Source organism: Waterburya agarophytonicola KI4 (assembly GCF_020640915.1).
In the GTDB taxonomy this organism is placed as follows: Bacteria; Cyanobacteriota; Cyanobacteriia; order Cyanobacteriales; family Xenococcaceae; genus Waterburya; species Waterburya agarophytonicola.
The window spans coordinates 18,894-44,871 of record NZ_JADWDC010000018.1 but is presented as its reverse complement, the minus strand read 5'-3'; the positions used below and the strand labels follow the sequence as shown (position 1 = coordinate 44,871).

Sequence of the window (25,978 nt, the reverse complement as noted above, 5' to 3'; positions counted from 1 at the left end):
TTCTATCAAATTATGTCTAAGCCTCAGTTTACAGAAAAAGAAATAGACGATTTACACCAGGCTTATCAAGATGCAGTTTACGAGGTTTACTATAACCAGAAAATAATACGGTTATCTATAGATTGCCATAATCGAGAATTAGATTTTATTTTAGAAGAATATAATTGCACTACCTGGGCTTTAATTACGGCATATAATCCCTATTCTCAATCTTTATCAGCAGCAGAAAATAAACAGCGCGATCAAAGTTTGATTGAATTATTGAGATGGCAAAGTTTAGCTTTTTTGGATGCAGTGGGTAAAGATCGAGATGGTGTTTGGCTGCCAGAAAAAAGTGTTTTTATATTGGGTATCGAGGAGGATAAAGCGATCGCAATTGGTCATAGATTTCAGCAAAATGCGATCGTTTTTGGAGAATTAAGCAAGCCACCTCAGCTTATTTGGCTTTAATCAATCGCTGAATTAATAAAGATCGTTAATCTTTGGTTTCGTGAATGTTTATCAAACCATCAGGAGGAGATATTTCGATCTTGTTATTAGAAATATCGACAATGGGTACTATTTCTCTCACAAAGGGAATAAATATTGTTAAGGGCTTGTTTGATTTTGGTCGATATTTTTTGCGCTTGCTACGACGACTTATTTGAGAAAGATCGGTGTCTTGTTTAACTTCTAATTCTGGTTGTTTGTGTAATTGAATCTCTAATAAATCGTTGCCCGCTGAATATAAATCAATTACTACACCGAGGTTTTCTTGGGTTTCTTGGTGATAAACTTCTAAACCAACTAAATCTGAGACATGATATTCATCATTTTTTAGTTTAGGGCGATCGCTTTTATCAACCAAAAGTTCGTAATCACGAAATTCCTCCGCCGTCTCGCGACTTTCCACTCCTTCGAGTTTAATTACATAGAGGTTTTTACCTGCTATATATCTTCCTCCCCTTAACTGCACTTCTTTTACCTGGGAAGTCTTGGGATCTCGCACCCATCGTTTACCAGCTTGAATAAATCGTTCGGGAAAGTCGGAATCTGGATATACTCGCAATTCTCCTTTTAAACCTTGGGGAGAGGTAATTGTCCCCACTTCTAGCCATTCTATTTCTTCACTACTCATTACTTGTTACTCATGTATGGGCGAACAGCCGTTCGTCTCTAATTTATTACTTATACAGTAAGGGTTTGATAAACTTTCTTCGCTACTTTAGCCAACCGTTTCATGGCTTCAGCGATTTCTGCTTCCGTTGCAGTAAGGCTAATTCTAAGACATTGTTGTTTATGTTGCCAATCTTCTTTTAAACCAGGAAAGAAGGTACTTCCAGGTACAGCAATTACCCCTACTTGCTTCAATTCTTGATAAAATTCCCAGTCTGTCATGGGCAAATCTTTGAGCCACAACCACCCGAAAATCGCGCCTTCTCCTTGGTGGAGATACCAAGGAATATCTTTGGGCATTGCTGCGTCTAAAGTGTCTTCCAATACTTTTATTTTGCGTTGATAGTGAGGGCGAATAACATTCACGGCAATATCTGCTAGTTTACCAGATGCGATCGCTCTTGCTGCGATCGCCTGTCCGTATCTAGAGGAATGAATGCAAGCATTGGTTTGAAATGATTCTAATATTTCAATTAATTTGCGATCGCCAATGGCAATACCTATTCTTTCCCCTGGTAATCCTGCTTTGGATAAACTCATGCAGTGAATGATATTATCGCCAAACTGGGGATTCATATCGGTGAAGTTTAGCGCGGGGAAAGGCGGCGCATAGGCGGAATCAACTAATACGGGGACATCATGACTAGCAGCTAAATTTGCTATTTTATTGACTTCATCATCGCTAATTACGTTTCCCGTAGGATTACAAGGGCGAGAAAAGATTACACAGCCTGTTTGTTGATTGATTTGTAATTGACTAAAATCAGGGCGATATTTAAAGCGATGCTTATCCTCATTTAGATCTAAAGTAGGCTTATAAGCAACCAAAGCTTCTGGAGTCAGACTAACTCCGCCGTAGCCAGTATAATCGGGAGAAAGGGGCAATACTACCTGTCTCAACTCTCCCGATGGGGTATAACCACCAAAAGCATTGGCAGCATAGAGATATAGTGCCTGAGAGCCTCCTGTAATCAAAATATTGCGATCGCTTAACTCCAAGTCATAACGGGTATTAAAATCTTTAATTACCGCCTCTATCAAGGGCGTATAACCTTGAGAAGAGCCATAACGACAGACAACTTCGCCATATTCATCGCTATCGAGTAATTCTTGAGTACAATTACGCCATAATTGTTCTACTTCGGGTAAAATCACGGGATTTCCCGCACTGAGATTGATAAATTCTTTCCCTCCACTATTTCTCAAGGTTTCTATAATGTCTTTCATAATTGCTCTAACTCCCGTTAGCTGAGACATTTGCAAACCAAATTGAGATAAAGCAGGATTCATAACTAGCTACCCGAAATAGATCGATAAAAAGAACTGTATCGCTCATTCTAACTTGAGGTGGAATGATTCAAGGTGGCTATTTCTTCATAGATAATATAAATTTTGTAATTAATCTAAAAACCAATCGTAATTTATACTAGGTAGATAAAATGAAGACAGTCGTTATTACTGGAGCAAATAGTGGCTTGGGATATGCTTGCGCCCAAGAAATTTCCCGAGATGAGAATTGGTATATTATTCTGGCTTGTCGTAATCTAGATAAAGCCAACCAAGCAGTAATTACGATTAAAGAAGCGACGAAATGCGATCGCATTGAAGCAATGGAGTTGGATTTAGCCGATCTCGCTTCTATAAGAACTTTTGCCACTGAATTATCCCATCGCGATTTACCTCCTTTGAATGCCGTAATTTGCAATGCAGGAGTGCAGTTTATTCAAAGACAAACCTATACTAAAAATGGTTTTGATACTACCTTTGGCGTGAATCATCTAGGGCATTTTTTATTAATCAATCTACTTTTATCTCAACTAGCTAAACCTGGGAGAATTGTTCTGGTTAGTAGTGATACCCATGATTCTAGTAAGACAACAGGAATGCCTAAACCTTATTTTCGCGATCCACAATTAATGGCATACCCTCAAAAAGATCCTGCGCTCAAAAATAAAAACATAGGCGAAATTGGACGAATTGCTTATACTACCTCTAAGCTCTGTAATATTCTCTGTGCCTACGAATTAGATCGCCGTCTTCAACAGCAAGAAATACCGTCAATTACTGTTAATGTATTTAATCCAGGTTTAATGCCAAGATTAAGTGACAGGTGGGTAAATCAATGGTATGCTATATGTACCAATAGTTACGACATACTACATGATTTAAGATGACATTCAGTTTAGATAGTGCTTGCTTCTATTACAGGGTAAGTACTAGTAACCAAAGTGAGAGGGCATCTACGTTATCTCATTATCAATCAAGAGCTAGAAAGATAGGCTTTAAGGATGAACAAATTTTTTATGATATTGGTAGTGGTACTACGGCAGAAAGGAGTAGCTACAAAAAAGTAAAAGAGATGGCTATCAAAGGTCAAATTAATGCCATCTTCTTACCTAACGACCTCTCAAGGCTAACTCGTAATTTGGTGGAGTTCCAAGTGATTAAGGCACTACTATTAGAGACAGGGGTTAAGCTATATAACCTATCCTTTGATGAGTATAAATTTGAGAGTCCAGAGGAAGGCTTACAAGGTAATTTACAGATTAGCTTTTATCAATATGAAGCGGAAAGGAATAAGAGAAGGGCTATTGATGGAGCTAAGTATATTAGAGAGAATCACATACCTCAAAGAGCAATCTTTCCTTATGAAAAGGATGGTAATAAGCTAGTACCCAATCATGACTTTTACATGGATACTAAAACCTCATTCTGGCAGATAGCCAATGATATTGTAGATACTTATATTGTGACTCATTCTCATAGAGGTACTATTCATCAAATGTTAGAGAAATATGGTACTACAGATACTAAGGTAAGACACTTAAAATACCCTACTGAAGCATCGGGTATAAGGAGATTTTTGAGGAGGCAGGAAATCAGAGGTAATCTACATTACAAAGTTACTGACGAGATTATCTATGGTACACATGACCCTTTGGTCTTCGGTAGTAGGTTAATTACCCTAGATAAGCTGCTTAATAGACCCGTAAAAGGTTGGAATCCTAATAAGAAGAGACGTAATCTTTGGAAAAATATTATGTTTTGTGGTGAATGCAAGTCAGAGATGAGAGTCCAGTCAAACTGTGGTAAGTATCGTTATGTTCTATGCTCTAATGCTAATCCAAAAGCAGCTAAGGTAATTACTCGTAGGAAACTACGGCAAGAAATATGTCGTTGTTCACAGGTTGGATATTCTGGATTAACGCCTGATGACCTGGAGTTCCAGACTATAGAAGCCCTGACCAGGAGAGCAAGGGTTATTGCTAATAAAGTATATGACGACCCTGTTATCGTTACTCCTAAAGAAGTTCCTGATTTGCAGAGGCAGATTGAGACATTAAAGAATACTGCTATGACAGTACCAGGATTAGAGGGTGTTATTAGAGAAAAGGAACAGGAATTACAGAAGTTGCTCTATCTGGATAATACTAAGGATATTTTGGAGACTCAAGCACAGAGAGAAAAACTAGCTGAATTTGGTCAAACAATGGAATTTTGGCAGCGCGCTAGTTTTGACCAAAAGTTAAGGTTATTTGCTGAGTTCATCTCTAGGATTGATATCAGAGATGGTGTTCCTACCTTTACCTTTAAGGTGTGACAAGATATTGACATTCCCATTGAGATAGGATACAAAAAATAAACATCAAACTATCGAGATGACTGAAGTACCTATCCATAGAACCCTTACGTTAGAAGAAATACAGGAAGCTTATCAGAAATACCAAGAACTACTTAAGTCAAATACCAGTAAGGCATCCTTTGAGGTACTGACGAAGAAATATCCAGTCAGTAGTAGAACGTTAAGAAGATACTGGAACACTGTAGTAAAAGGATTAATGATAGATGGCAAGCTTGAGAAAAAGTACAGGAATTACTCCTTAAGGCATTCTTTCATCACTAGGTTAGTTAGAAGTGGGGAGGACATAGCAACCATTGCCAGGATTAGCGGTAATTCAACAGAGACTATTGTTAACTTCTATTTATCAGCAAAGAAAAACGGGTTTGATATTCCAGAGTTATAAATCCTTAGTCTTCTCAATTAACTGAGGATAAGCTAGCGCACATCTAATTAAATATTGGCTAACACTTAATCCATAGCTATCTGCCAGTCTTCTTATCCTCACTTCTTCATCCCTTGTCGGTCTAGCACACAATCTAGGCTTGTTACTCGGCATTTTCAAAACTCAGTAGCACCACCCAAATAGTATCTTTGAAATTATCTATTGACAAGGTGACACCCCTAAGCTATAATGATAATATAAGCAAATCACAACTCTTCAAGACATTTGCATACATAGCTCTCCCTCAATAACCCTTCACTATTGAGAAAATGCAAACTAAATTAATTCCAGACCCCAAACAAGTAGCTGTTAAATATGGCGTTAAGCCTGAACAAGTAACTCACTACAAGGTCTTTCGCCACGTGTTTCTAGTCAAAATCCAAGGTCTTGGTTGTAGATTTGTGTCTTTCAAGATGGCAATGAAATCTGCACCTATGCCAAAAATAAAACCTGCTAAACCAGTACTCCGAGCTAATAAATTTCAAGCGGGTTTGGTATATAGAATTCTAAGAACTCATAAGAATCCCACCTCTAGCTATATGGGTCAAAGGCTTATAAGAGTTCTAGGTGAAGATATTGCTACTGGTGAAAAAGACTGGTTCTCTACTTGGAAAACAGATAATGCTCAAGTAGGAGAGCTATGGAGGCAATCATCAGACCCTCAAGCATTAGTCAGACTATCTCGTGACAAGGACTTACAGGAACAAGTATTAGCTATGGGGATTAAGTAAACCAGTAAGAATTTACATCACTATTTATGGATGTTCCAAATAATTGAAATTAATTGTTGACATTAGCACTACATAGTGACATAATAGAGATATAAGCAGCAAAGGCAGCACTACACAGCCGAACTGCAACTTAACCAAACCACTTCACTACAATCAAAGGTTTACATCATGTCAATTACTCTACAAACAATCCAATCCACTTCACTTTCTGACCTAAAAGCATTTGCATTCGCAAACGATATTCTTATCGAAGGAGACAAGCGCAAGAAGCTATCATACATTAATTCCATTACTGACTACCTAGTAGAGTGTGGTGAGCAAGAAGTAATGGCTCAAGAGGCTGATATTACTATTGAAGAACTTGAAGCCTCACAAGCACAAATAGAGCAAATTGCACCTACTGTAGAAGCTGTAGGAATCGCGTCAAGCGATGACGCTGTAGAGACTACTGGTAGAGTAATTCCCAGTGCTGCTACTCCTATAACTATGCTGTATCCTTTAGCTGTAGTTATTATCGCTAGTGTAATGGCTTCAGGGTGGCTTCTAGTAAGGCTAGGAGTGGTTATTAAGAGCTTGGTTGTATTTACCCTTCCCTATATTGACCAAGGCTTTACGACGATTCTCAAAGGGCTAGTATGGTTAACTGAGTTACTGTGGGGTTCAGACTTTGATGAGTATTCAGACAGCTATTTAGAAATCAAGCATCTGTTGAGGAATTAGAAGTTAGTGAGGGGCTATGTATTAATTTCCTAGCCTCAAAGTTAGATGTTTTTACTGGTTACATTAATACTACTAATAACTATAATTATTATATAGCAAGCACTTCACAAGCTAAACAACATGAGACTTCAGAACATCAAGCGAGCTTATTTCTACAACGTCACCACAGATAGAGTAGGGGATAGAACACTTTTTAGGAGTGAATCACTGAATCACTATTAGCAAGAGCTAAGGGAGTAAGCCTAGAACTTCATATGTAACGTCTTGAAAAACTACAGCTAGAGATTAGGAATAAGCGTTAAAGTGCCTATCTCCCAACTCCTCAAGATGACCGAAATGCTCAAGTCGTTAAACTGCGCTCCTAAGAACGGAGGTACTTCAATTATGAAAAAAGTTGAGACAGCTAGTTTAGCTATTTCTTCTAGAGTAAAACTCATGTCAGAAGTGAATTATTCTGAAGAACAGCTATTAAAACTAGCAAAACAAAAAGGTTAATAAAACCTACTACTTAGACTAGAGAGTTTAGGTGGTTCAGGTGGTTCATTTTTTATTAATGAGCGTGAATATTTGAGTTTTAATGAGCATTATCTATCAAGGTGGTGCTTTTCTTGTGCCTATGGTGATATCTGCAATCAGAACTAACAAATGATTCTTCACAGAATAATTATCTGTTCGCCTCTCCGAAGCTATACAGAATAGACTGATTATTTATCAACTGGTTAAATTTACATCGGTGGATAGACCCCCCTACCCTCGTACAGTTTTACTCTAATCTGCTCCTTCTGCAAATTACTCCTAAAAATGCAAATTTAATATTTTCCTAATCAGAAAGCGGTTAGTTAAATTAATGGGGACTCAGAATATAAAAATTGACCCTCTGAACCTAAATTGAGTGTCCCTTAACGCCCACCATATATAGAAAGTAGGCGTAGCAAGGACTTAGGAGGATGAATTACTTTGATGTGTTAATTAGAACAGAGCGGTCAATCAGGGCATTGGCAATAGAAATGGGTATGCCTTGGACAACGCTAAGGGATAGGCTAACCAGGAATATTCCGCCTAGTAAGTACAGAAATAAAGTACCAGTAGAAACGGTAATTAAAGCAGACAAATTACTGAGAGAAGGTTTTTCAGTTAGAGAAGTGGGGAAGCTATTAGAAGTACCAAAAAGCAGTCTACATAGACAAGTAAGTATATATAGAAAAACGTTAGTTTGATTAATAGGAGTTTGTTAAATGAAGAAAACAATTAAGGAAAAATTACTAGACCAAGCATTTCTATCAGAAGTGTTTGAGATGAGAAGCAAAGCCATCAACCCTTATGATATGGCTAAGACGTTAGATATCACCATTACCGATTTACGGGATGTGTTAATAAGTCAAGAGTATAAGGATTTCTCTAAAGACTGGTTCGATACCATCAGAGATAGCTCTAGAATTTCTAGAAGTAAAGTAATAAAAATGGTGAATCAGTATGAGACTCAGGCTCTAAGAGTCTTGTTTGAGTTAGCAGATTCAGCAGAAAAATCACATGAACGGATTTCAGCAGCCAAAGCAGCACTAGCGCATTGTCAAGCAGTAACTCAAGCCCAAGCCACCTCAGAATATCAGGAAGCTATTACCCGTCTTGAATCACTTGTACGTAGAGGTGATTCACATGCCTAGTTTAGCTCAACAATCCAGGCTGGTTAAACTACTTCGAGAAAAAGAAGCATTACTCAATAAGACTTCTGATGGTTTGAAGCGTCTCCCTGACACATTTCTAGGGTTCTGTGATTTAGTTTATATTAAAGCAGGTTCTAGCAAAGTTAAGTTCTCAGAGGTGATTTTTGACTACCAGATAGAGCTTACTGATTACTTGCTTCAGGATTCTCTCAGAGGCGCGGTAATTAACAAGGGTAGACAATTAGCCATCACCACGCTTACAAGCATAATACTGGCTTATCTAGCCTGTACTAAGAATGGATTTGTTGGGGCTTGGATTAGCCTTAGTCAACGCGATGCTTCAAAAGTGGCTCAGGACATCAGGGACATTCTCACTGACATCGAAAACGCTGGATACATTAGATTAGAAAGTCAGTCCTTACTCAACATAAGAGTTCAGAATGGTGGTCAGCTAATCTTCAGACCTTCTTCTGTCGATGCCTTACGTGGGTATTCGGTAGATATTCTAGTAGGTGATGAAATAGCCTTTAATCCTAATATGGAGGCTATCTATGCTGCTGCTGCTCCTACCCTGACAACTACTAATGGTAGGTTCTGGGCTATCTCTACACCAAATACTAAGGAAGACTGGCATTGTAAGCTACTCCAGCAACATACACCAGAAGACCCTGAAGAGTTAAGTACAAGGATAGTCAATCAGCAAGAAACACCATTTATAACATTTTTCAACAACAACACAGGATGGGGTTCGGTGTATCTCCATTGGAGGGCTAACCCTAGATGCCTAAAAGTAGAGCAAGAATCTGAACTAGGGTTTCTTGGCACTATGAAACAACAACTTAGTTTAGATGATGAGACTATCCAAAGAGAATTTAATTTGTCTTTTACAAGTAGCTCGGAAGTCTTCTTTAAAGCTGATGTTCTAAACAGTATGCTGATTGATGAATTACCATCTGATATTGATTATGGGCTAAAATTCTATGGTCTAGATTGCTCAGGTTTAACGGGCAATGATTACATGGTACTGACGATTGTTAGCCAATGCTATAACGCAATAACCAACAATACTTATTATGTCCTTCACGATATGTTGAGGATGAACAAAGGTACTCTAGAGCTTGCCATGTTCTCCATTGGTGAAGTGATAGGACTACATGAAGAACCCTTTTACATTGGGATTGAGAAGAACTCTATGGGTTGTATCTATCTTGATGAAATTATCCGTAATAACCTAGTACCTGAGACTGAGGGCATCAACACCACTCGTAACAACAAGGTAGAGCTTCTATCAAGGATTCGATTCTTAGCCGAGACTGGTAAATTGAAAGTATGGTCGGGAATGAAAGGTTATAAGCAATTCACCAGAGAATTTCTGAACTTTAAGATAGATGGTAGCTCTAGTGTTAATGACGACATCCCCATGAGCCTTGCTATGTTATGCCAAGGGATTTCCAAGTACGGACTTTGATGTACTGATGCATGCTATTAATATTTATTGCACCAAGCAACAACCTTGCAACAAAAACTTATCGGGGTTTGCGGTAACGGTCTAATGCTCGAAATGAACGTAGGTGCTTGGCAGGCATACTACCAGGTCTGTTAATTTCTTCGTAAATAGTTACCTTTGAAACATTTTTCTTCTTCTTTCTAGCCTTAGCTCCATTTAGCCTAGCCTGGCGAATACTGTTCCGATGTATCATGAGTTTAATTAAATACTTAAATAAGTTTGTCCTGATGTGTTCATAGAAGGTTTGAGTGTTAAAACCAACGAGGTTGTTTCTTAAGCATTTCCCCATAAGCAGCATTATTGTTCATTCTGGAAATGAACCAAGGAAGAATATGACTTAAGCCTATTAGTGCTTTAAATTGAAAACCTTCTAGCTTAATGAAAGCAGTTATTTTGGCTCTATCTGCTTTCGATAACTCACACTTTTGAAGTAGATACTCTAATTTATTCCTACCAGCTAGTGTGTACCATTCATTTTTCTCCTGAAGTGCCAGTACCTTATCCCTGAATGCACCATTGTTTTTTTGGATAATATGTTTAGCAGTCTCGCGGTTAGAGATTAGTAGTATTCCGTCTTGAAAATAATCTCTCTTGAGAATCCTAGCCACAAGCCGACTCTTAAAGTTAGATACGATGGTATCTTCCAATGAATCATTGATTATATGGATATTTCCCAATCTTACCTTGTAATCAATGATTCTTCCTGAGTATTCCTTTTCTAGTTCTAAGGCAACGTCTATTACGGTATTACTCAGTAAGGAATTATGGCAAAAAAGATAGTTGCTGGTTTCAATTTGAGTTAACATTAGATACTACTCCTATAGCGATTAAAATCCTCTAGGACATCAATATCATCATCAATTAAGTTGAATCTAAGCCATTTCTTGTCAAATCTTAGTGACAACCATTTTCTACTCTTTTTTTGAAATTGGTTTATTAGGCGATAATCAAAACTATTGCCTGTGTTCATTCCAAACAGGAAAAATTTCCAGCTTCTATCAGGTTGCAAGATGTTCAGCATGAGGATATGGCTGAATGTAGTTCCCTGACTCCCAGAGTTTTCAACCATGCCAGTCACCACCATAGGTCTATCCTGCTCTTCGGGAGTACCCTGGATACAACGCTCTAACAAATTAGAAAATGGAGTTACCCTAGTGTCAGCTACGTAGATAGCACTACTTCTCATCTCTAGCGAACTCCACATCGTAAAGTTTAGTACCATTTTCTAATTGACGAACAATAATTTTCATAGGGTCATAGTCTTTAGATAAGTCTAAATCTTTTCTAATTAACTCTCTAATGTAACTACTTAAAGTTAATCCCTTTTCTTCACCTTTTTTACGTGCCATTACCTTTAACCAAGTCTCCAAATAAATAGTTATTGGTAATGCTTTCCTTCTTCTTTTACTCATTGTGACAGTCCATTTCTTATAGTCACTTAAGAAATGAGCGTCTAACAATCTCGTTTGATGATTGACATGATTAATTCAAGTACATCTTCTGTGGCATACTCCTCGATGACATAACCACCATGAGGCAAATTCTTTATGGTTAGGTCATTTGGGTTGAATGTATTGATAGTAGTAGGTTTATCTATTGTATTTATTGACATTTGATATCTCCAATTATTACTACTTTTTTTTTGGGTGTTCATTCTAGGAATCACCCAATGAGAGCTATCCTAGAATTTTTAGTGATGACGTTCTAGAGTTGCAGTGTTTATGTAAATAACAGTCATTACCTATACTCTTTCTACAAAGTCTCCAAGTTCTTTACCTCACTTCCCCCCTGTGTTTTGCATCACGGTTATGGACTCCACAAGGTTCTTACCATAGGAATAACCAATAAGGGGCGGGTGTGAAGTCACTAAGGATGTAGTTCAACAAGAGCAAAATAGAGACTTAACAAGCAAATGAGCTAAAGAAATGAATAAAAAATTAAAAACAAATTTACTCGCATCCTTCGGTATTGTAGCAATGTCAGGCGCAGCAATAGCTTACGGAATTAACGCTGCAAATAAAAGCTCAGAAGAGTACAGACAACAAGCACGTCAATTGGCTTCCCAAAGAACAGAAGAAACAAAAGAAGAAGCAATAATAAGAGATATTGAACGAGTAGCCAAAGTAGTCGAGGAAAGTGAAAGAGCAAGAGAGCAAGCAAAAGCAGATAAAGCTGCTGAGAGAAAAAGAATTCGCCAAGAAATAAAAGCTAAAGAGGCATCAAAAAGGGAAGAGAAAAGGAAGAGAGCTAAGTACAATCGCGTAACTCTGGAGATATCCACGAAGATACACACAGACCTCGCTTGGAAAGCTACAGGACTCCTATTACTAAAGGAGAAAGGTTATAACCAATACTACCTAAAAAAAGCATCAGAACAAGGAGCTAGAGCAGTAGATGCTTGTGAAGTTGGAATGTCAGGTGAAAATTGTCTTAGAGAATACGAGCTTTTTTACAAGTATCAGCAAGATGCTATGAGCAATAGGTAATTTTCATCACTAATCTTAAATCTAGTGGATGTCTTTAGTACTCTTCTAACTCCGCTACAAATAATCTTCTTCTGTCAAACCATTAGCTTCTCCTCTTCCTACTCAAAAAACACTCAATATAAAAGGTGTCCAACTTAGTGCCTATCTTTTATCTTAAAAGTTGGACACCCTCAAACCCTATCTATTAAAGGATTTTATGTTAAGTGTCCAAGTGTCCAGGTACATTCTTAAACAAAATATATTTAGTATATATTAAGAGAGAGTAGTAGAAATGGTAGTGTAAGAAGTAGCTGTAGTGGCTGAGAAATAGTTTGTTTGCGAAAAACTAGACAAAAGTTGGGCAGCAATCGCTACGAAGCATACTGTGCAATAGTTACAGCCTGCCATTAAGTGTCCACCTTTTTTTTTAACCTGGACACTTAAAAAACACAAAAACTCTAAAAAGCTTACACCATAAGTATTTTAGCGATTATTTAAAACAAAAAAGTGTCCAAGTAAAAGGTGGACACTTTAGGCAATACTCTTAAATTAGGAGTTAGGTGATATTAGCTTCTGGTTTAACATAGACCCAGGTTCTAACCCCATTTTTGGTTATTCTTTTTTTGTCCCAACCAAGTTCCTTGAAAAACTTACCAACTTTTACTTGGTTCATTTTATCGAAGGGTCGCTGGCAGGCAATTAAATCAATAAACTCAGTAGTAGAAATAGCCCTGGTACTGGATAACATCTCAGCATAGGTAGCTAAGTTATCATCAACTACTTTATACTGTTCATTACGTTCTTTACGAACCCTAGCACCCTCTTCAGACTCAGAGTAATACCACTTTTCACCTTGTAAATAGGCAAGGGTAGCCATAGCCCAAACTGTCTCACGGTATTTCTTTACATACTCAATATCAATAGTTTTATCTATGGTTACTACATTGTATCTACGGTTTTCTGAATCAATGAAGAGTACGTCATCATTGGAAGTGCCTACTAAAACCCAGTGTCTAGGACGGTTTATGGACTGTTTCTCATAGGGAGCGCGGTAATTATCATGAGTCTTTGAAATGAAAGACTTGGTATCGTGTGCCTCTCTAGTACGAGTAACTCTCTCAATCTCGTCTATTTCATGAATCCATCCTCTATAAAGACCCTCAATAGCATCCTTAGAGACTACATCATTACCAGTTTTTACAGTATAAAAGTCATCAAAAGCCAGGGTCTTGAAGAATGTAGACTTTAATAACCCTTGTTTGTTACTTCTAATAATAAATACATCGTCACTTTTACATCCTGGGTCTAGTGTTCTAGCAACAGCAGAAATCAAGAATTTCTTAGCAAAGTCAATATCCCAGTTGTCAGTTGAATTGAAAACATTTTTGAGGAATTCTTCTAGTGAAGTAAGAGTAGGCAGTGGTTTAAAAATTTCCCCTAAAGAAATTGAGTCTGGTTTATCCTTAGTGATACCAGTATCAAAAAGTCTAGCGTCTGTATTGACGAGAAAAGTGTTCTTATTAGAACCAATGTAGTTTTGAACAACTCTATTGTAGTACTTGCTGAGTTTTTCTCGGAATCTAGTAGGAAAAGAACTCATAAAATCCATATCGCCCAATTTTTCCTCACCTAGAAAAGAAAGCACACAGTGGAAAAGTTTTTCTTCCACAGGGTTGTATCTATTCTCGTGGGCTTCACCAGCAACAAATCTAGCAAATTTATTCTGAGAAATAAATAAGTCTGTTTTATCCTCAAAAAGCTTTAAAGCAACAGGAATTTCCAGTGGTTCACCTAAAATTTCATTACAGCCAGTGAGAATGTTATGTCTAATTGGCTCTAGGTCATTTTCAAGAATTAGTTTGTTAAGTTCAGGCTCATCCAGAGAAAAAATTTCATTTGAATTCATTCCAAGTAAATTTTTCATTATTAGGTTTTGACCACCGCTACCTTGTTCATGAAAAAATTTTTGTATGTCAGCATCTCCAGGGTAATTATCACCGCTATCCTTATCAGAAGTATAAAAACCTTCCTTATTCTGTGACGACTCTCTCTCCCACATATCTTTTAGGTGTTCTTCAGTCCAAGGGTCGTTGGGGTTAAAGTTCTCAAAAGAGTTCATGTATTCTAAGGCAAGAGCATAACCATCTTCTTCGGAGTACGCAGTAGCTTGAACATTACCAACAATTTCACATACTAGTTGATAGAGACTAGTATTCTGCTCACCGTCTTTTACACTACGTCTACCTTGCCACATCTCATAGTAAGTACCCTTCAAGGCTTTCTTAGCAAACTCCTCAATGTCACCGTTGTTAATTTGAAATTGTGGCTTCCCTTTTCTCTTATTTGTTCGACTAGAAGAAGAAGAAGTGGAAGAAGACCTTGTTCTACTTTTAGAAGAAGTGGTTTTCTTGCTTTTGCTCTGAGGAATAAACTCTCTAAGCTCTTCATAACTATAAGACTTGTCAGAGTACTGGTAAATACTGCTTATGTTCTCAGTTCCTTTGTAGTGGAAGCCAGGCAACCGCATCACTCGGCAAATATCTTTTATGGCATCGTCAGAGTAACCAATATGGTCTATCAAATCACGCTGTAAAGGCTTCCAGTCTTTTTTAGGTAGAGGTCTATCTAATCGGTAGTAAAAGTGTAAGGACTTACCACCCGTATGCAAGGTAACAGAAGGCTCACGTCCTCCCATTGACTTAAGAGCATAAGAATACTGCTTATCCAATGGAATAGTTTCACCATTTTCGTCTTTATCTATTTCAAAGTAGAAACATTTTCCAAAATTAATCTCTCGTGCTTTGTTCCCTTGTCCATTAACTACAAAAAATATGTCATAACCAAGCAACTGGTATTTATGGAGTTCCCTAAGTAGTGGGAATCCCATACTACCTAAGTTGTTATTTAGGTTAAGTGCTGTGTATTTTTTACCCGTTTTTTCATTAATAGCACCTTCACCACCAGTATTGTTGTAAATTGCTCTAGCAAAGAACTCGACAAACCTAGCATCTTCATCAGGTTCTAAGTCTTCACCTGTAGAATACCCAATTAGGTCTAGGAATTTTAGGCATTCTTGTTCTAAATCTTTGACATCAGGAGTATATGTACCAAGAGGTGGTTTAGTAGCTGGTTTAAATCTAACAACACTATCGGTGGCGTTATTATTAGTACGCTCAACACTACCAGTAGTGTTAATATTCTCTTTTTCTTGTGCTACAATAGTTGTAGTATTTATCATTTACGTCATCTACTTCTGCGAGTAGTTTTAAATTTATTGGTAGCCTTAGACTGTGGTGGGTCTAGGGCTATTGTGTTTTTTGGCTTGATAGCAAATGAAGTAGCCAACTTCAACTAATTTTTTGGCACTACCTATCAGAGTGCTGGATGAGTTTAGAGACATATCCAGGTCAATGAAGTCAAGAATCACCTTTCTGTAATTTAGTGATGTATTCGTCTAAAGCTGTTCTCAGTAGTAGGCTGAAATTACCGTTAAATGATTCGTCAACTATTTTCTGGATGGGTTTTAGGTCAGAGTTTTTAATTCTGCAACCAACAGCTTTTGTGTCTCTATTACGGGTAGGTCTTTTTAGTTCTATGGCTAACATTTGTTCACTCCTTGGGTTTACTATTAGAAGAATGGGCGAATAATAAGGTGAGATAGAATAAAAAAACAATTAAAATAAGTAAAACTTATCGTTGCAAAGTGAGCACACCAAATTTTCTAAAAATGAGAGTTGCAATGGTTCTCATGAATAGAGATGTGGAGTACCGAGGCGCGTTGCTAAAGAAGTCGAGCAAGCTCTCCTGGTACATCAATTTGTTATTTAAGAAAGTATTTGTTGATTATTGATTCAACTAAATTAGATTACAGTTATAGCACAAAAGTTTTCACATTGTTTTGGGAATCCTAAAAGGGTAAATAATGTGAGGAATTTCATATGAAAATGAACAGAGTATTAGCAGTTACTACAGCAACTACTTGCTTGGTTCTGAGTTTTTCTGGGTACACTCATAGATACAGTAACAGGTGGTTTTGAAGATAACCCAGATATAGACTTGGATACTGGTTTCGGAGGTAGTTTTTTCTCTCGCACTGGACAATAAAATATGTACAGGATAACATAGATGTATAGCCACAACATACATTAGTTTGTCCATATGACTTTTGCTTTCTTCATTATCAAGTGCATCTTAATCAAGAAGAGCTATGCTCGACTTCCAGGTGTACCGATAAATTTGGATATAGGTATTGACTATAAGAGATATTTTAAATGATTTAATAAGACAGCATGAAGAAGAACTGAAGAAACAAAAAAAATAATATTAATTTCAACGGAAGCCATCTCTATAACGGAGGTGGTTTTTTAGTAAATTATTTTTACCCACATGAAGCGTAAAGCCAGGATCGGGTTTGGCTCAAGATTATACTATTACAGCAAAATTTGTCTGGCATAATATTTTACCGATACTTTCTCGTTTTGTTCCTAATGTTAATACGATAGAGAATGCAGGACAAGCTTTAGCAAGATTGGTACTAGATCCTGAACTTGAAAATACCACAGGCAAGTATTTTAGCTCCATGAAAATGATTGATTCTTCTCAAGAATCTTACAATGCAACCGAAGCACAACAACTATGGAATGGTAGCGTTCAATTAACTCAACTACAGCCCGACGAAACTATCTTAAATATATAGTAATAAAAAACAAGTAATAAGTAATATATTTGATTGGCGATCGCTTTATCTCATTAAATATATTTTAAAAAAATTATTTTGATTAAGTTAGAAGAAATATCAATATTCATCTGGCAATTTTTTATTAATTGAACTGTATATTAATATACCAAAAAACTTAATAGGTTTAAGACGAACCAAACTAATTCATATTAAATAGATCGACTTTTTTATTTTCTTCTCATAATTAATTCCAGAAAAACTAATTTTCTCATAATCGGTCAATAAGTTAATCTCTCTTTTCCAAGGCAATAAAACAATGACTTCAGTTATTTCAGCCATTGAGAGTCATGTTAAATCGGTTTTAATTTAATTTGATTACTAATTAAGTTTTGTAACGATATTTGGGGATCGTTAATTATTGTTGCTGCCTCTTGACGCTTTTGTTAGGGTATAACTGAAATTAAAAAAGAGGTTTTATTACAAGTTTATCTTCAATTGCGATCGATTTAATTACTGTTACAACAAGAAACTATTGAACAGAAAAAAGCTTTTTATTACTAGTTTGATGAATGCTCAAAATACTATCAAATATAAGTTTTGATTACTGTTCTTTAGGATAAGGATCGAATCAATTTTAAATTTGTAGAATCATGAAGATTTTATTTTGAAATCGACCTTATGTAAACTTTATCGTGAGAGTAAAATACATGGATATAAAAGGAAAAACCGCATTAATTACAGGTGCTTCTCGTGGAATTGGGAAAGCAATTTCAATTGAATTAGCCAATCAAGGAATTAAACATCTAATCTTAGTAGCTAGAGATCGCCAGAAACTCGCTGAAGTCGCCACAGAAATTGAAACTATAGGCACCAAAGTTACTACTTTGTCTCTAGATTTAACGCAGCTATCTTCGATTGATATTGTAATTGCTCAGACATGGTGCAACCATAGACCAATTCATTTGCTAGTAAACTGTGCGGGAATTGCTCACCAGTCGTCGTTTTTAAATGTTCGAGCTGACAAGTTTGAAGAAGAGATTTCTCTCAATATTTTAGGAATGATGAACATAACTCGCTTACTAGCCAAACGGATGGCAAGCCAAAAAGAAGGAACAATTGTTAATGTTTCTAGTTTAATGGGTAAAGTAGCTGCTCCTACCATGTCTACCTATTCTGCAACTAAATTTGCGATCGTTGGTTTTACTCAGGCTTTGCGGAGTGAATTAGCGCAACACAACATTAAAGTTATTGCCTTGCTACCAACCTTAACTGATACGGAGATGGCTCGCAATCTCAAACTATTTCGTTGGGTAATACCAGTAACACCCGAAAAAGTTGCTCAAACTTTGGTGGCGGGATTATACAAAAACAAGAGCGAGATTTTAGTAGGATGGCAAAGTTATCTTGCTGTATTGTGCCAGCGTATTTTTCCCTGGCTATTACAAAAAATTATGTTCTTGTCTTCACCCGAAGTCTCTTCTCCAAGAATAGCTCAACAAAAGAAACTGAAAACAGAAATAGTGTAACGGTTTATACGATCCGATCTCAAGATTATCTCAGCACTCTCTCAACTGATTTTTAAATTTTTAGGATATGCTGGTGGAGAAATAGCTGGCAAGAAATTATCATAAACTCAAAGTTCAGCTATTTAAGGGGTTAATGCTCCTGAAAACATACTTGTCAGACAGAGCTTCATAGGTATTTTGAATGAGCTATTGCCTAAATCCATCCTGTCCTAAACCAGTTAATCACCCCAAGTCAAAATTGTGTAAGGCTTGTGGAAATAAACTGCTACTACACGGTCGCTATCATTTAGTAAAAGGTCTTGGCAAAGGCGGTTTTGGAGCTACTTTTCTGGCAGCCGACCTTGCTTTACCTGGAAAACCTTTGTGCGTAATTAAGCAATTACGTCCTAATACAGACAATCCCAACTTTTTGTCGATGGCAAGGGAATTATTTGAAAGAGAAGCAAAAACTCTGGGAAGAGTGGGAAATCATCCCCAAATACCCAGGTTATTAGACTATTTTGAAGATCGCGAACAGTTTTATTTGATTCAAGAATTTGTTAAAGGCAATAATCTTCAACAAGAAGTCAAAAAAGAAGGGGTTCTCAACGAAGCCAAAGCCAGACAGGTACTCAAAGAAGTCTTAATCATCTTGAGAGATATTCACGCTCAAAAAGTGATTCACCGAGATATCAAACCTGCCAATATTATCCGTCGTGAAATTGACGACAAACTCGTATTAATTGACTTCGGAGTGGTGAAAAATCAAGTCAATTCGATTGGTGCTGGAGGCTCTAACCAAACAGCCTTTACAGCCTTTGCGGTAGGTACTCCTGGTTTTGCACCTCCCGAGCAACTGGCAATGCGTCCTGTATATGCTAGTGATGTTTATGCTCTTGGTGTTACCTGTATGTATTTGATGACGGGAAAAGCACCAAAAAATATGGATTGCGACCCCATTACAGGAGATATTGATTGGTTTAAATATGCCAAGGTAAGCGATAGCTTTGCTGAAATACTTACTACTATGTTAGAAGTAGCAGTCAAAAGTCGCTATAAGACTGCGGAGGAGGCTCTAAGAGCATTGGATCTAGAGAATCATGTTGATAGCCTATCAGAAAGTATGCTCAGTTTCCCTAACACTAGCGAACCTCCTAACACCTCTATTTCTGGTAGAAGTCGCGGGGGTAATTCTCGTCGTAATATCTCGTCTAGTTCTAGAACATCTCATACTTCTGTTCAAAGTAATTCTACTTCCAGATATTCTCGAAATAGTTCTTCTAGAACTAGTGTTGGCAACAATAATCATACTTCTGCGAGTAAAGTTTCTAACGCCCCTGCTAAACCAGTCAAGATAACTGCGGAAGAGATTTTAAATGCTTATGCTTCTGGTAGAAAAGATTTTGGCTTAAAAGATATTAGTCTGCAAGATCTGCAAAAAGCCGATCTATCTGACTCTAAGTTTCATAATTCAAAATTGGTCAGAACTAATTTACAGGGTGCAGATTTAAGTAGAACTGATTTTGCTCATTGTGATATGCGCCAAGCAATGCTTCGTAATGCCGATATGAGTAAATCGTTTTTTAAATCTTGCAATTTAGAAGGTGTCGATTTGCGTGGAACAAATTTGAATAACTCTAATTTTAAAAATACTAAGCTCAAAGGTGCTAATTTATGCGGCGCAAATCTAAAAGATACTAATTTAACCAAAGAGCAAATAGAAGAAGTTAAAACGAATTGGATGACTATTATGCCTAGTGGTAAACGAGGATTTTGGTAACTAATAATGAGTAATCAATGATTACTCATTATTTATTGATTCAATTAATTAGTTAAAATTAGCCAATTCCAGGGATGAATTTTAATTTTTTAGTGGCTTTATCCGCAACCTGTGAATAGCTCAATTCCCCACAAAGAATCTTACCCATCAATTGACCCGCAGCAGGTCGTTTAACTCCCATTTTATAGGCAATTTTGGGAGCTTTGAAAAATAAACCAGCTAAAAAGTCAGCTTTGGCTAGGTTGTCACCCCACGTTTGATTGACATTTTTACTATAGTTAGCTAGAGCGGAAGCATCCCCTGCGATCGCATTACTTACTGCTGTTGCTGCCTGAACTCCCGTATATAAAGCGGGGCGAATACCTTCTCCAATCAAAGGATCGACCATCCCTGCTGCTTCTCCCACCAAAAGAGCGCGATCGCTATGCAACGGAGTATTTTCCTGCCACAAATTCAAGGGATGTTCGCTATATTCTCCTCGGTTGGGGTCTAAGTTGAATAGTTCGGCATATTTATAAAGCTCTTTTTTCAACTCGTCTGCTTTTCCTTTGGCATTACGGACGTAAGCAGCACTAAAAGAAAAACCGTCTGCTTTAGGAAAACACCACATAAAACCATTTTTTAACGAACCAAAATCAAAAAAAGCAGTAACCTTACGGCGATCGCTGACTTCTCCAGGCACTTGTAAACTTGCTGCTGGGGTCAATTGAGGCGTGGCAAATCCGAGCAACTTTGCCATCATGCTGTTTGCACCATCGGCTGCAATTAAATATTTGCTTTCAAATTGACCGTTGCTAGTACTAACCTGCCAAATATCTCCTGCTAATTTTGCGTCCTGTACTGCTACACCAGATTTAAACTCAGCCCCTTGACTAACCGCTTGTTCGAGGAGAAAGTTATCAAACTTATCTCGTTGCACCATCCACATGGGGGTAACGCCTTTAAGTTCGACTTCGGCTGGATCGCTCATTTTAAAAGTATATTTAACCTGAGAAACATGATTTTCTACTACAGTCGAAAAATCACAATCGAACCACTCGGCGATCGCAGGAGAAACACCACCACCACAGGACTTCCGACGAGGAAAATCCGCTTTATCTAATACTAAAACTGAGTGTCCTTTCTTGGCTAAATGATAAGCGGAACTACTTCCCCCAGGACCAGCACCCACGATAATACAGTCAAACATAGAGTAATACCTTGTTTTATAAAGATTGCTTCTAAACCTTTAACACATTAATTCAAGCCAAACAAATACGTCAATTATCAATATTTTTACTTGTCTGGTTGCAGTCCCGAACCCACAGGTGCAATAGAATTAAGCTTTAATTCGGGCATATCTTGCTCGACTTGACGCAGATTCCATTCATTTTTAAAGAGTAATACTGGTCTCCCCCAGTTATCTTTGACTGAAATAGAATTAAAAATGCGACCAGCTTTTTCTAGTGCATCCCAGCCTCCGTGTACCCAACGAGCGACACTATAGGGTAGGGGTTCAATTCTAGTTTCGACATTGTATTCGTTCTGCAAGCGGAATTGCACCACTTCAATTTGTAGTTGTCCTACTGCTGCCAGAATAGGGTCGCGTTTGAAATCATCGGTAGAATACATGACTTGAATTGCCCCTTCTTCTCTCAATTCGGTAATTCCTTTTTGAAATTGTTTGAATTTAGATGGGTTAGGATTTTTGAGATAAGCAAAGATTTCAGGAGAAAAACAAGGAATACCTTCGTATTCTAGCTTTTTACCATTATAAATCGTATCGCCGATCGCAAATACCCCTGGATTGTTTAAACCAATAATATCTCCAGGGAAGGCTTCATCGAGAGATTCTCTACCTTGAGCAAAGAGTTTTTGAGGACGAGACAGACGCACTGTCTTACCCGTACGAGCGTGTTGGACAGTCATGTCTTTTTCAAACTTACCAGTACAAACTCGGATGAATGCCACGCGATCGCGATGTTTGGGATCCATATTTGCCTGAAGCTTGAAGACAAAACCCGTAAATTCTTCATAGGTAGGCTCGATTATGCCTAAAGATGAATTATGAGATTCGGGCATCTGGGCGTATTCTAGAAAGGCTTTGAGGAATAGCTCTACCCCAAAATTAGTCATAGCACTACCAAAGAAAATCGGAGTCATTTTCCCTGCGTGGACTCGTTCTAAGTCAAATTCTGCCCCGATCTCATCTAAAATTTCCAATTCTTCTTTTAACTGGTGATAAAGCTCGGAATCTAAGTATTCTTCCAAGCGCGGATCGTCCAGTTCGATGACAGTATCCCCTGCTGCTTTACTACCGTGAGAGCGACGTTCAAATAAATGAACTTTGCCTTGGCGACGATCAAATACACCTTTAAAGCGATCGCCCATACCTATAGGCCAATTTACCGCGTAAGTCTGCAAACCTAATTCTTGTTCTATTTCATCAATTAGTTCAAAAGCATCTCTACCAGGACGATCTAGTTTATTGACAAAGGTAAATATAGGCAGCGATCGCAACTGACATACTTCAAACAATTTGCGAGTTTGGGGTTCTAAACCTTTTGCCGCATCAATCAACATCACCGAATTATCGGCAGCAGCCAGGGTTCGATAGGTATCTTCACTAAAGTCTTGGTGTCCAGGGGTATCTAGTAAATTGATTTGAAATTGATTATAAATAAATTGCAACACCGTGGATGTAATCGAAATACCCCTTTGCTGCTCCATTTCCATCCAGTCAGAAGTTGCTTTGCGCTGTTCTCGACGGGCTTTTACTGCCCCTGCTTCATGAATTGCACCCCCGTAAAGTAGGAGTTTTTCTGTCAGGGTGGTTTTTCCCGCATCAGGGTGGGAAATAATAGCAAAATTACGACGACTGGCTACAGCTTGTTCGATTTCAGTCTGAAGTTCTACGGGCATGAAATAGTTATTTGGCAACAATTGTTGTGTTTATTATATCTCCGACCCGATAGATATCGCCGAACCTTAATTAGTTTGATTCTTTAGTTTGATTTTAAACCAAATAACCGACGATCATTCCTGCTAACAAAATAAAGCCCAACCAAACATTTTGTCCTAAAACTTTGCCATAGACAGAACGAGGAATCTTAGGTTGACGCAATTTTAAATATTGCCATCCCCAACCAACAGTGGCTAAGGCAAGGCTAACCCAAAAAGCCCAACTCAAGGCTAACTCAAGACCAAGATAAGTCATTAAGCCTGCCGTAATAACATAAAAAATTGCGATCGCACCAGGGGTATATTTACCAAAAAAGATCGCGCTAGAATTAATCCCAACCTTAAGATCGTCTTCTCGATCGCTTAGGGCATAACCCGTATCAAAACCCATCGTCCACGCAACTGTCGCCCCCCACAGTATCCAGGTTGCTGGTTCGATTTCTCCCGTTACCGCCGTCCAACTAATCAAAACAGCAAAACCCCAAGCCAAAGATAATACCAATTGAGGTACGGGAAAAACTCGCTTGGCTAAAGGATATAAAACAATAAACGGAACGGCAACAACACAGAGAATAAAACTTAACGGCTTGAGATAAAAAGCTAATATAGCAGCGCACAATAAAGCGATCGCAAAAATTATAATTCCCACTTTCACCGACAGGGCGCGGGATGCCAAAGGACGAGTCTTGGTACGGGCTACTTGAGGATCGATATCTTTATCCCAGAGATCGTTCACCACGCAACCTGCTGCACTAGTCGCCAAAGTCCCCAAAATTATTACCCCAACCAAAGGCAAGGGCGGTGTTCCCTTGGCAGCTAAAAATACTGCCCATAATGCAGGAATCATTAAAATCAATCTTCCTGCGGGTTTGTCCCAACGCAAGAGACGGATTACTTTTTGCCACGTCGCTTCCCTCGTAGCTGGCTGATCTTGGGTCATATTAAAATTGCTTAATTTATCTTAAAATTACTGTTACTAAAATTAACAAATATATAAAAATTCTCCGAGTAAATCTTGAGTTTACTTAAATCCATGAGAATATAAAAATATCTTAAATAGAGCAATAAATCGAAGTTATCTTTCGATACTGCTTTTGACAATTAATTTTATCCGTAAATCTGCTCCTCAAGAGAGTTAAATACAGACAGTTGCCATGAACAAACAGATTATTGCAGCGATCGATATCGGCACTAACTCCATTCACATGGTAATCGTCCAAATAGAGCCAACTCTGCCAGCTTTTACGGTAATTGCCAAAGAAAAAGATACAGTTCGCTTGGGCGATCGCGATCCAGAGACAGGACAACTAACCTCAGAAGCGATTAAACGTTCTCTCGATACTCTTCGCCGTTGTCGAGATTTAGCAATCAGTTTGGGAGCAAAGCGAATAATTGCTGTTGCCACTAGTGCCACCAGAGAAGCCCCCAATGGAGAAGCATTTTTACGCCAAATCGAGGCAGAATTGGGTATTGTTGTCAATTTGATTTCTGGTCAAGAAGAAGCTCGTCGAATTTATCTCGGCGTATTGTCTGGTATGGACTTTAACGATAGTCCTCACATCATTATTGATATTGGTGGAGGCTCGACCGAACTCATTTTGGCAGACATTCATGAAGCACGTTTTTTGAGCAGTACCAAAATAGGTGCAGTTCGTTTGGCTAAAGAATTTGTTACCACAGATCCTATTAGCGACAAAGAATTAAAGATATTACAAGCTTATGTCCGAGGAATGTTAGAACGTCCTGTCGATGAGATTTGGCGTAATCTTCAGCTAAATGAAGTTCCTCAAATAATCGGGACGTCTGGCACAATTGAAACCATAGCGGCAATTCATGCCAAAGACGAACTAGGAGAAGTTCCCGATCCCCTCAATGGTTACGAAATCAGTCGCAAGGATATTGAAAAGATCGTCAAAAAACTGGCGAAAATGAGCTATAAACAAAGACTCGATCTTTCGGGGCTTTCTGAAAAACGCGCTGAAATTATTGTTCCAGGGGCGATAATTTTGTTAGAAGCCATGACTATGCTCAAAGTAGACTCGATCGCCATCTGCGAGAGAGCTTTACGAGAGGGCATGATTGTCGATTGGATGCTGACTCGCGGCTTAATTAACAGCCGTTTGCGCTATCAAAATGAAGTCAAAAACCGTAACGTACTTAAAATTGCTCATAAATATCATGTAGACCTAGAATATAGCCAAAGAGTAGCTAAATTTGCCTTAGAAATATTCGATCGGTTGCAGGGAGATCTACACGACTGGGGCGCACCAGAAAAAGAATTATTATGGTCGGCAGCTATTTTACACAATTGTGGTGTTTATATCAGCCATTCTTCCCATCACAAGCATTCCTATTATTTGATCCGCAATGCTGAATTACTCGGGTTTACCGAATTAGAATTAGAATTAATTGCCAATCTTGCTCGCTATCATCGTAAAAGCAAGCCCAAGAAAAAACACGAACCCTATCGCGATCTACCCCACAAACAATATCAACTAATGGTCAGACAGTTGAGTGCTATTCTTAGATTAGCTGTCGCCTTAGACCGTCGCAACAAAGGCGCGATCGCAGGTATAAAATGCGATTATGACCATCGCGATCGTAAACTTTATTTCCAATTACAACCAAGTGAAGTAGGGGATAAATGTTCCTTAGAATTATGGAATCTTAGTTATAAGAAAGAAGCATTTGAAGAAGAATTTAATCTGGAATTAATTGCCTCTGTGGCTGAGAATCAGGTGTCTGCTATGAGTTACTAGTTATCGATTA

25 protein-coding genes and 1 pseudogene are annotated in these 25,978 nt (G+C 38.0%); 14 read left to right on the top strand and 12 right to left on the bottom strand.

Annotation, left to right across the window (positions count from 1 at the left end; genetic code table 11):
- The first annotated feature begins 12 nt into the window (after positions 1 to 12).
- Complete coding sequence (locus I4641_RS09490; RefSeq protein ID WP_229640255.1) at positions 13 to 450, top strand: DUF3293 domain-containing protein; 438 nt, start codon at positions 13 to 15, stop codon at positions 448 to 450.
- Positions 451 to 475: 25 nt separating this feature from the next.
- On the opposite strand, the gene rimM is transcribed toward I4641_RS09490, so the two are convergent.
- Both rimM and I4641_RS09480 read right to left on the bottom strand, forming a co-directional pair.
- Complete coding sequence (gene rimM, locus I4641_RS09485) at positions 476 to 1,117, bottom strand: ribosome maturation factor RimM (RefSeq protein ID WP_229640254.1); 642 nt, start codon at positions 1,115 to 1,117, stop codon at positions 476 to 478.
- A 50-nt stretch (positions 1,118 to 1,167) separates the two neighbouring features.
- Positions 1,168 to 2,445, bottom strand: coding sequence for a valine--pyruvate transaminase (locus I4641_RS09480; RefSeq protein WP_229640253.1), 1,278 nt, complete (start codon positions 2,443 to 2,445; stop codon positions 1,168 to 1,170).
- A gap of 149 nt (positions 2,446 to 2,594) precedes the next feature.
- Here I4641_RS09480 and I4641_RS09475 point away from each other — a divergent pair, with 149 nt between their 5' ends.
- The 3 genes and pseudogenes from I4641_RS09475 to I4641_RS09465 all read left to right on the top strand — a co-directional run.
- Entirely contained in the window at positions 2,595 to 3,329 is a 735-nt protein-coding gene (locus I4641_RS09475; protein ID WP_229640252.1) for an SDR family NAD(P)-dependent oxidoreductase, read from the top strand.
- The gene (locus tag I4641_RS09470) at positions 3,326 to 4,756 is read left to right on the top strand and encodes a recombinase family protein (RefSeq protein WP_229640251.1); all 1,431 of its coding nucleotides are present in this window, start codon (positions 3,326 to 3,328) and stop codon (positions 4,754 to 4,756) included. Before I4641_RS09475 ends, I4641_RS09470 begins: the two co-directional genes overlap by 4 nt.
- A gap of 43 nt (positions 4,757 to 4,799) precedes the next feature.
- Positions 4,800 to 5,180 (top strand): annotated as a pseudogene (locus I4641_RS09465) (tyrosine-type recombinase/integrase); the annotation flags it as partial.
- Here I4641_RS09465 and I4641_RS24420 read toward each other — a convergent pair.
- Positions 5,175 to 5,333 (bottom strand): plasmid mobilization protein, encoded by a 159-nt coding sequence (locus I4641_RS24420; protein WP_439655336.1) that lies wholly within the window; start codon positions 5,331 to 5,333, stop codon positions 5,175 to 5,177. The pseudogene I4641_RS09465 and the gene I4641_RS24420 overlap by 6 nt on opposite strands.
- A gap of 155 nt (positions 5,334 to 5,488) precedes the next feature.
- Between I4641_RS24420 and I4641_RS09460 the strand changes: the two genes are divergently transcribed.
- The 5 genes from I4641_RS09460 to I4641_RS09440 all read left to right on the top strand — a co-directional run bounded on the left by I4641_RS09460 (position 5,489) and on the right by I4641_RS09440 (position 9,802).
- The gene (locus I4641_RS09460; RefSeq protein WP_229640248.1) at positions 5,489 to 5,950 is read left to right on the top strand and encodes a hypothetical protein; all 462 of its coding nucleotides are present in this window, start codon (positions 5,489 to 5,491) and stop codon (positions 5,948 to 5,950) included.
- A 327-nt stretch (positions 5,951 to 6,277) separates the two neighbouring features.
- Positions 6,278 to 6,670: a hypothetical protein gene (locus I4641_RS09455; protein WP_229640247.1), complete on the top strand. Its 393-nt coding sequence runs from the start codon at positions 6,278 to 6,280 to the stop codon at positions 6,668 to 6,670.
- Between the two features lie 303 nt (positions 6,671 to 6,973).
- A complete protein-coding gene (locus I4641_RS09450) occupies positions 6,974 to 7,165 on the top strand; it encodes a hypothetical protein (protein WP_229640246.1) in 192 nt (63 codons plus the stop codon).
- Positions 7,166 to 7,905: 740 nt separating this feature from the next.
- Complete coding sequence (locus I4641_RS09445) at positions 7,906 to 8,334, top strand: hypothetical protein (RefSeq protein WP_229640245.1); 429 nt, start codon at positions 7,906 to 7,908, stop codon at positions 8,332 to 8,334.
- The gene (locus tag I4641_RS09440; protein WP_229640244.1) at positions 8,327 to 9,802 is read left to right on the top strand and encodes a terminase large subunit domain-containing protein; all 1,476 of its coding nucleotides are present in this window, start codon (positions 8,327 to 8,329) and stop codon (positions 9,800 to 9,802) included. Before I4641_RS09445 ends, I4641_RS09440 begins: the two co-directional genes overlap by 8 nt.
- Positions 9,803 to 9,860: 58 nt before the next feature.
- Here I4641_RS09440 and I4641_RS09435 read toward each other — a convergent pair whose 3' ends face one another.
- The 4 genes from I4641_RS09435 to I4641_RS09420 all read right to left on the bottom strand — a co-directional run bounded on the left by I4641_RS09435 (position 9,861) and on the right by I4641_RS09420 (position 11,453).
- Positions 9,861 to 10,034 (bottom strand): hypothetical protein, encoded by a 174-nt coding sequence (locus I4641_RS09435; RefSeq protein WP_229640243.1) that lies wholly within the window; start codon positions 10,032 to 10,034, stop codon positions 9,861 to 9,863.
- A gap of 58 nt (positions 10,035 to 10,092) precedes the next feature.
- Positions 10,093 to 10,647: a hypothetical protein gene (locus I4641_RS09430; RefSeq protein WP_229640242.1), complete on the bottom strand. Its 555-nt coding sequence runs from the start codon at positions 10,645 to 10,647 to the stop codon at positions 10,093 to 10,095.
- Between the two features lie 369 nt (positions 10,648 to 11,016).
- Positions 11,017 to 11,253 (bottom strand): hypothetical protein, encoded by a 237-nt coding sequence (locus I4641_RS09425; RefSeq protein ID WP_229640240.1) that lies wholly within the window; start codon positions 11,251 to 11,253, stop codon positions 11,017 to 11,019.
- A 41-nt stretch (positions 11,254 to 11,294) separates the two neighbouring features.
- Positions 11,295 to 11,453: a hypothetical protein gene (locus tag I4641_RS09420; protein ID WP_229640238.1), complete on the bottom strand. Its 159-nt coding sequence runs from the start codon at positions 11,451 to 11,453 to the stop codon at positions 11,295 to 11,297.
- 313 nt (positions 11,454 to 11,766) lie between these two features.
- Between I4641_RS09420 and I4641_RS09415 the strand changes: the two genes are divergently transcribed.
- Positions 11,767 to 12,327: a hypothetical protein gene (locus I4641_RS09415; protein ID WP_229640237.1), complete on the top strand. Its 561-nt coding sequence runs from the start codon at positions 11,767 to 11,769 to the stop codon at positions 12,325 to 12,327.
- A 535-nt stretch (positions 12,328 to 12,862) separates the two neighbouring features.
- Here I4641_RS09415 and I4641_RS09410 read toward each other — a convergent pair.
- Both I4641_RS09410 and I4641_RS09405 read right to left on the bottom strand, forming a co-directional pair.
- Positions 12,863 to 15,544, bottom strand: coding sequence for a VapE domain-containing protein (locus tag I4641_RS09410; RefSeq protein WP_229640236.1), 2,682 nt, complete (start codon positions 15,542 to 15,544; stop codon positions 12,863 to 12,865).
- A gap of 178 nt (positions 15,545 to 15,722) precedes the next feature.
- Positions 15,723 to 15,911 (bottom strand): hypothetical protein, encoded by a 189-nt coding sequence (locus I4641_RS09405; protein ID WP_229640235.1) that lies wholly within the window; start codon positions 15,909 to 15,911, stop codon positions 15,723 to 15,725.
- Between the two features lie 806 nt (positions 15,912 to 16,717).
- Here I4641_RS09405 and I4641_RS09400 point away from each other — a divergent pair.
- The 3 genes from I4641_RS09400 (at position 16,718) to I4641_RS09390 (ending at position 20,269) form a co-directional block, all read left to right on the top strand.
- Entirely contained in the window at positions 16,718 to 17,002 is a 285-nt protein-coding gene (locus I4641_RS09400) for a Rossmann-fold NAD(P)-binding domain-containing protein (RefSeq protein WP_229640234.1), read from the top strand.
- 689 nt (positions 17,003 to 17,691) lie between these two features.
- Positions 17,692 to 18,510: an SDR family NAD(P)-dependent oxidoreductase gene (locus I4641_RS09395; RefSeq protein WP_229640232.1), complete on the top strand. Its 819-nt coding sequence runs from the start codon at positions 17,692 to 17,694 to the stop codon at positions 18,508 to 18,510.
- 181 nt (positions 18,511 to 18,691) lie between these two features.
- Entirely contained in the window at positions 18,692 to 20,269 is a 1,578-nt protein-coding gene (locus I4641_RS09390; protein ID WP_229640231.1) for a serine/threonine-protein kinase, read from the top strand.
- A 58-nt stretch (positions 20,270 to 20,327) separates the two neighbouring features.
- Here I4641_RS09390 and I4641_RS09385 read toward each other — a convergent pair whose 3' ends face one another.
- From I4641_RS09385 to I4641_RS09375, 3 genes are all read right to left on the bottom strand, one after another.
- Positions 20,328 to 21,458 (bottom strand): geranylgeranyl reductase family protein, encoded by a 1,131-nt coding sequence (locus I4641_RS09385; protein ID WP_229640229.1) that lies wholly within the window; start codon positions 21,456 to 21,458, stop codon positions 20,328 to 20,330.
- An 86-nt stretch (positions 21,459 to 21,544) separates the two neighbouring features.
- Positions 21,545 to 23,170 carry a peptide chain release factor 3 gene (gene prfC / locus I4641_RS09380; protein ID WP_229640289.1) on the bottom strand — a complete coding sequence of 542 codons (1,626 nt, stop codon included), beginning with the start codon at positions 23,168 to 23,170 and terminating at the stop codon, positions 21,545 to 21,547.
- 94 nt (positions 23,171 to 23,264) lie between these two features.
- Entirely contained in the window at positions 23,265 to 24,149 is an 885-nt protein-coding gene (locus I4641_RS09375; RefSeq protein ID WP_229640228.1) for a 4-hydroxybenzoate solanesyltransferase, read from the bottom strand.
- A gap of 214 nt (positions 24,150 to 24,363) precedes the next feature.
- On the opposite strand from I4641_RS09375, the gene I4641_RS09370 reads away from it, so the two are divergent.
- A complete protein-coding gene (locus tag I4641_RS09370; protein WP_229640225.1) occupies positions 24,364 to 25,968 on the top strand; it encodes a Ppx/GppA phosphatase family protein in 1,605 nt (534 codons plus the stop codon).
- Positions 25,969 to 25,978: the final 10 nt, after the last annotated feature.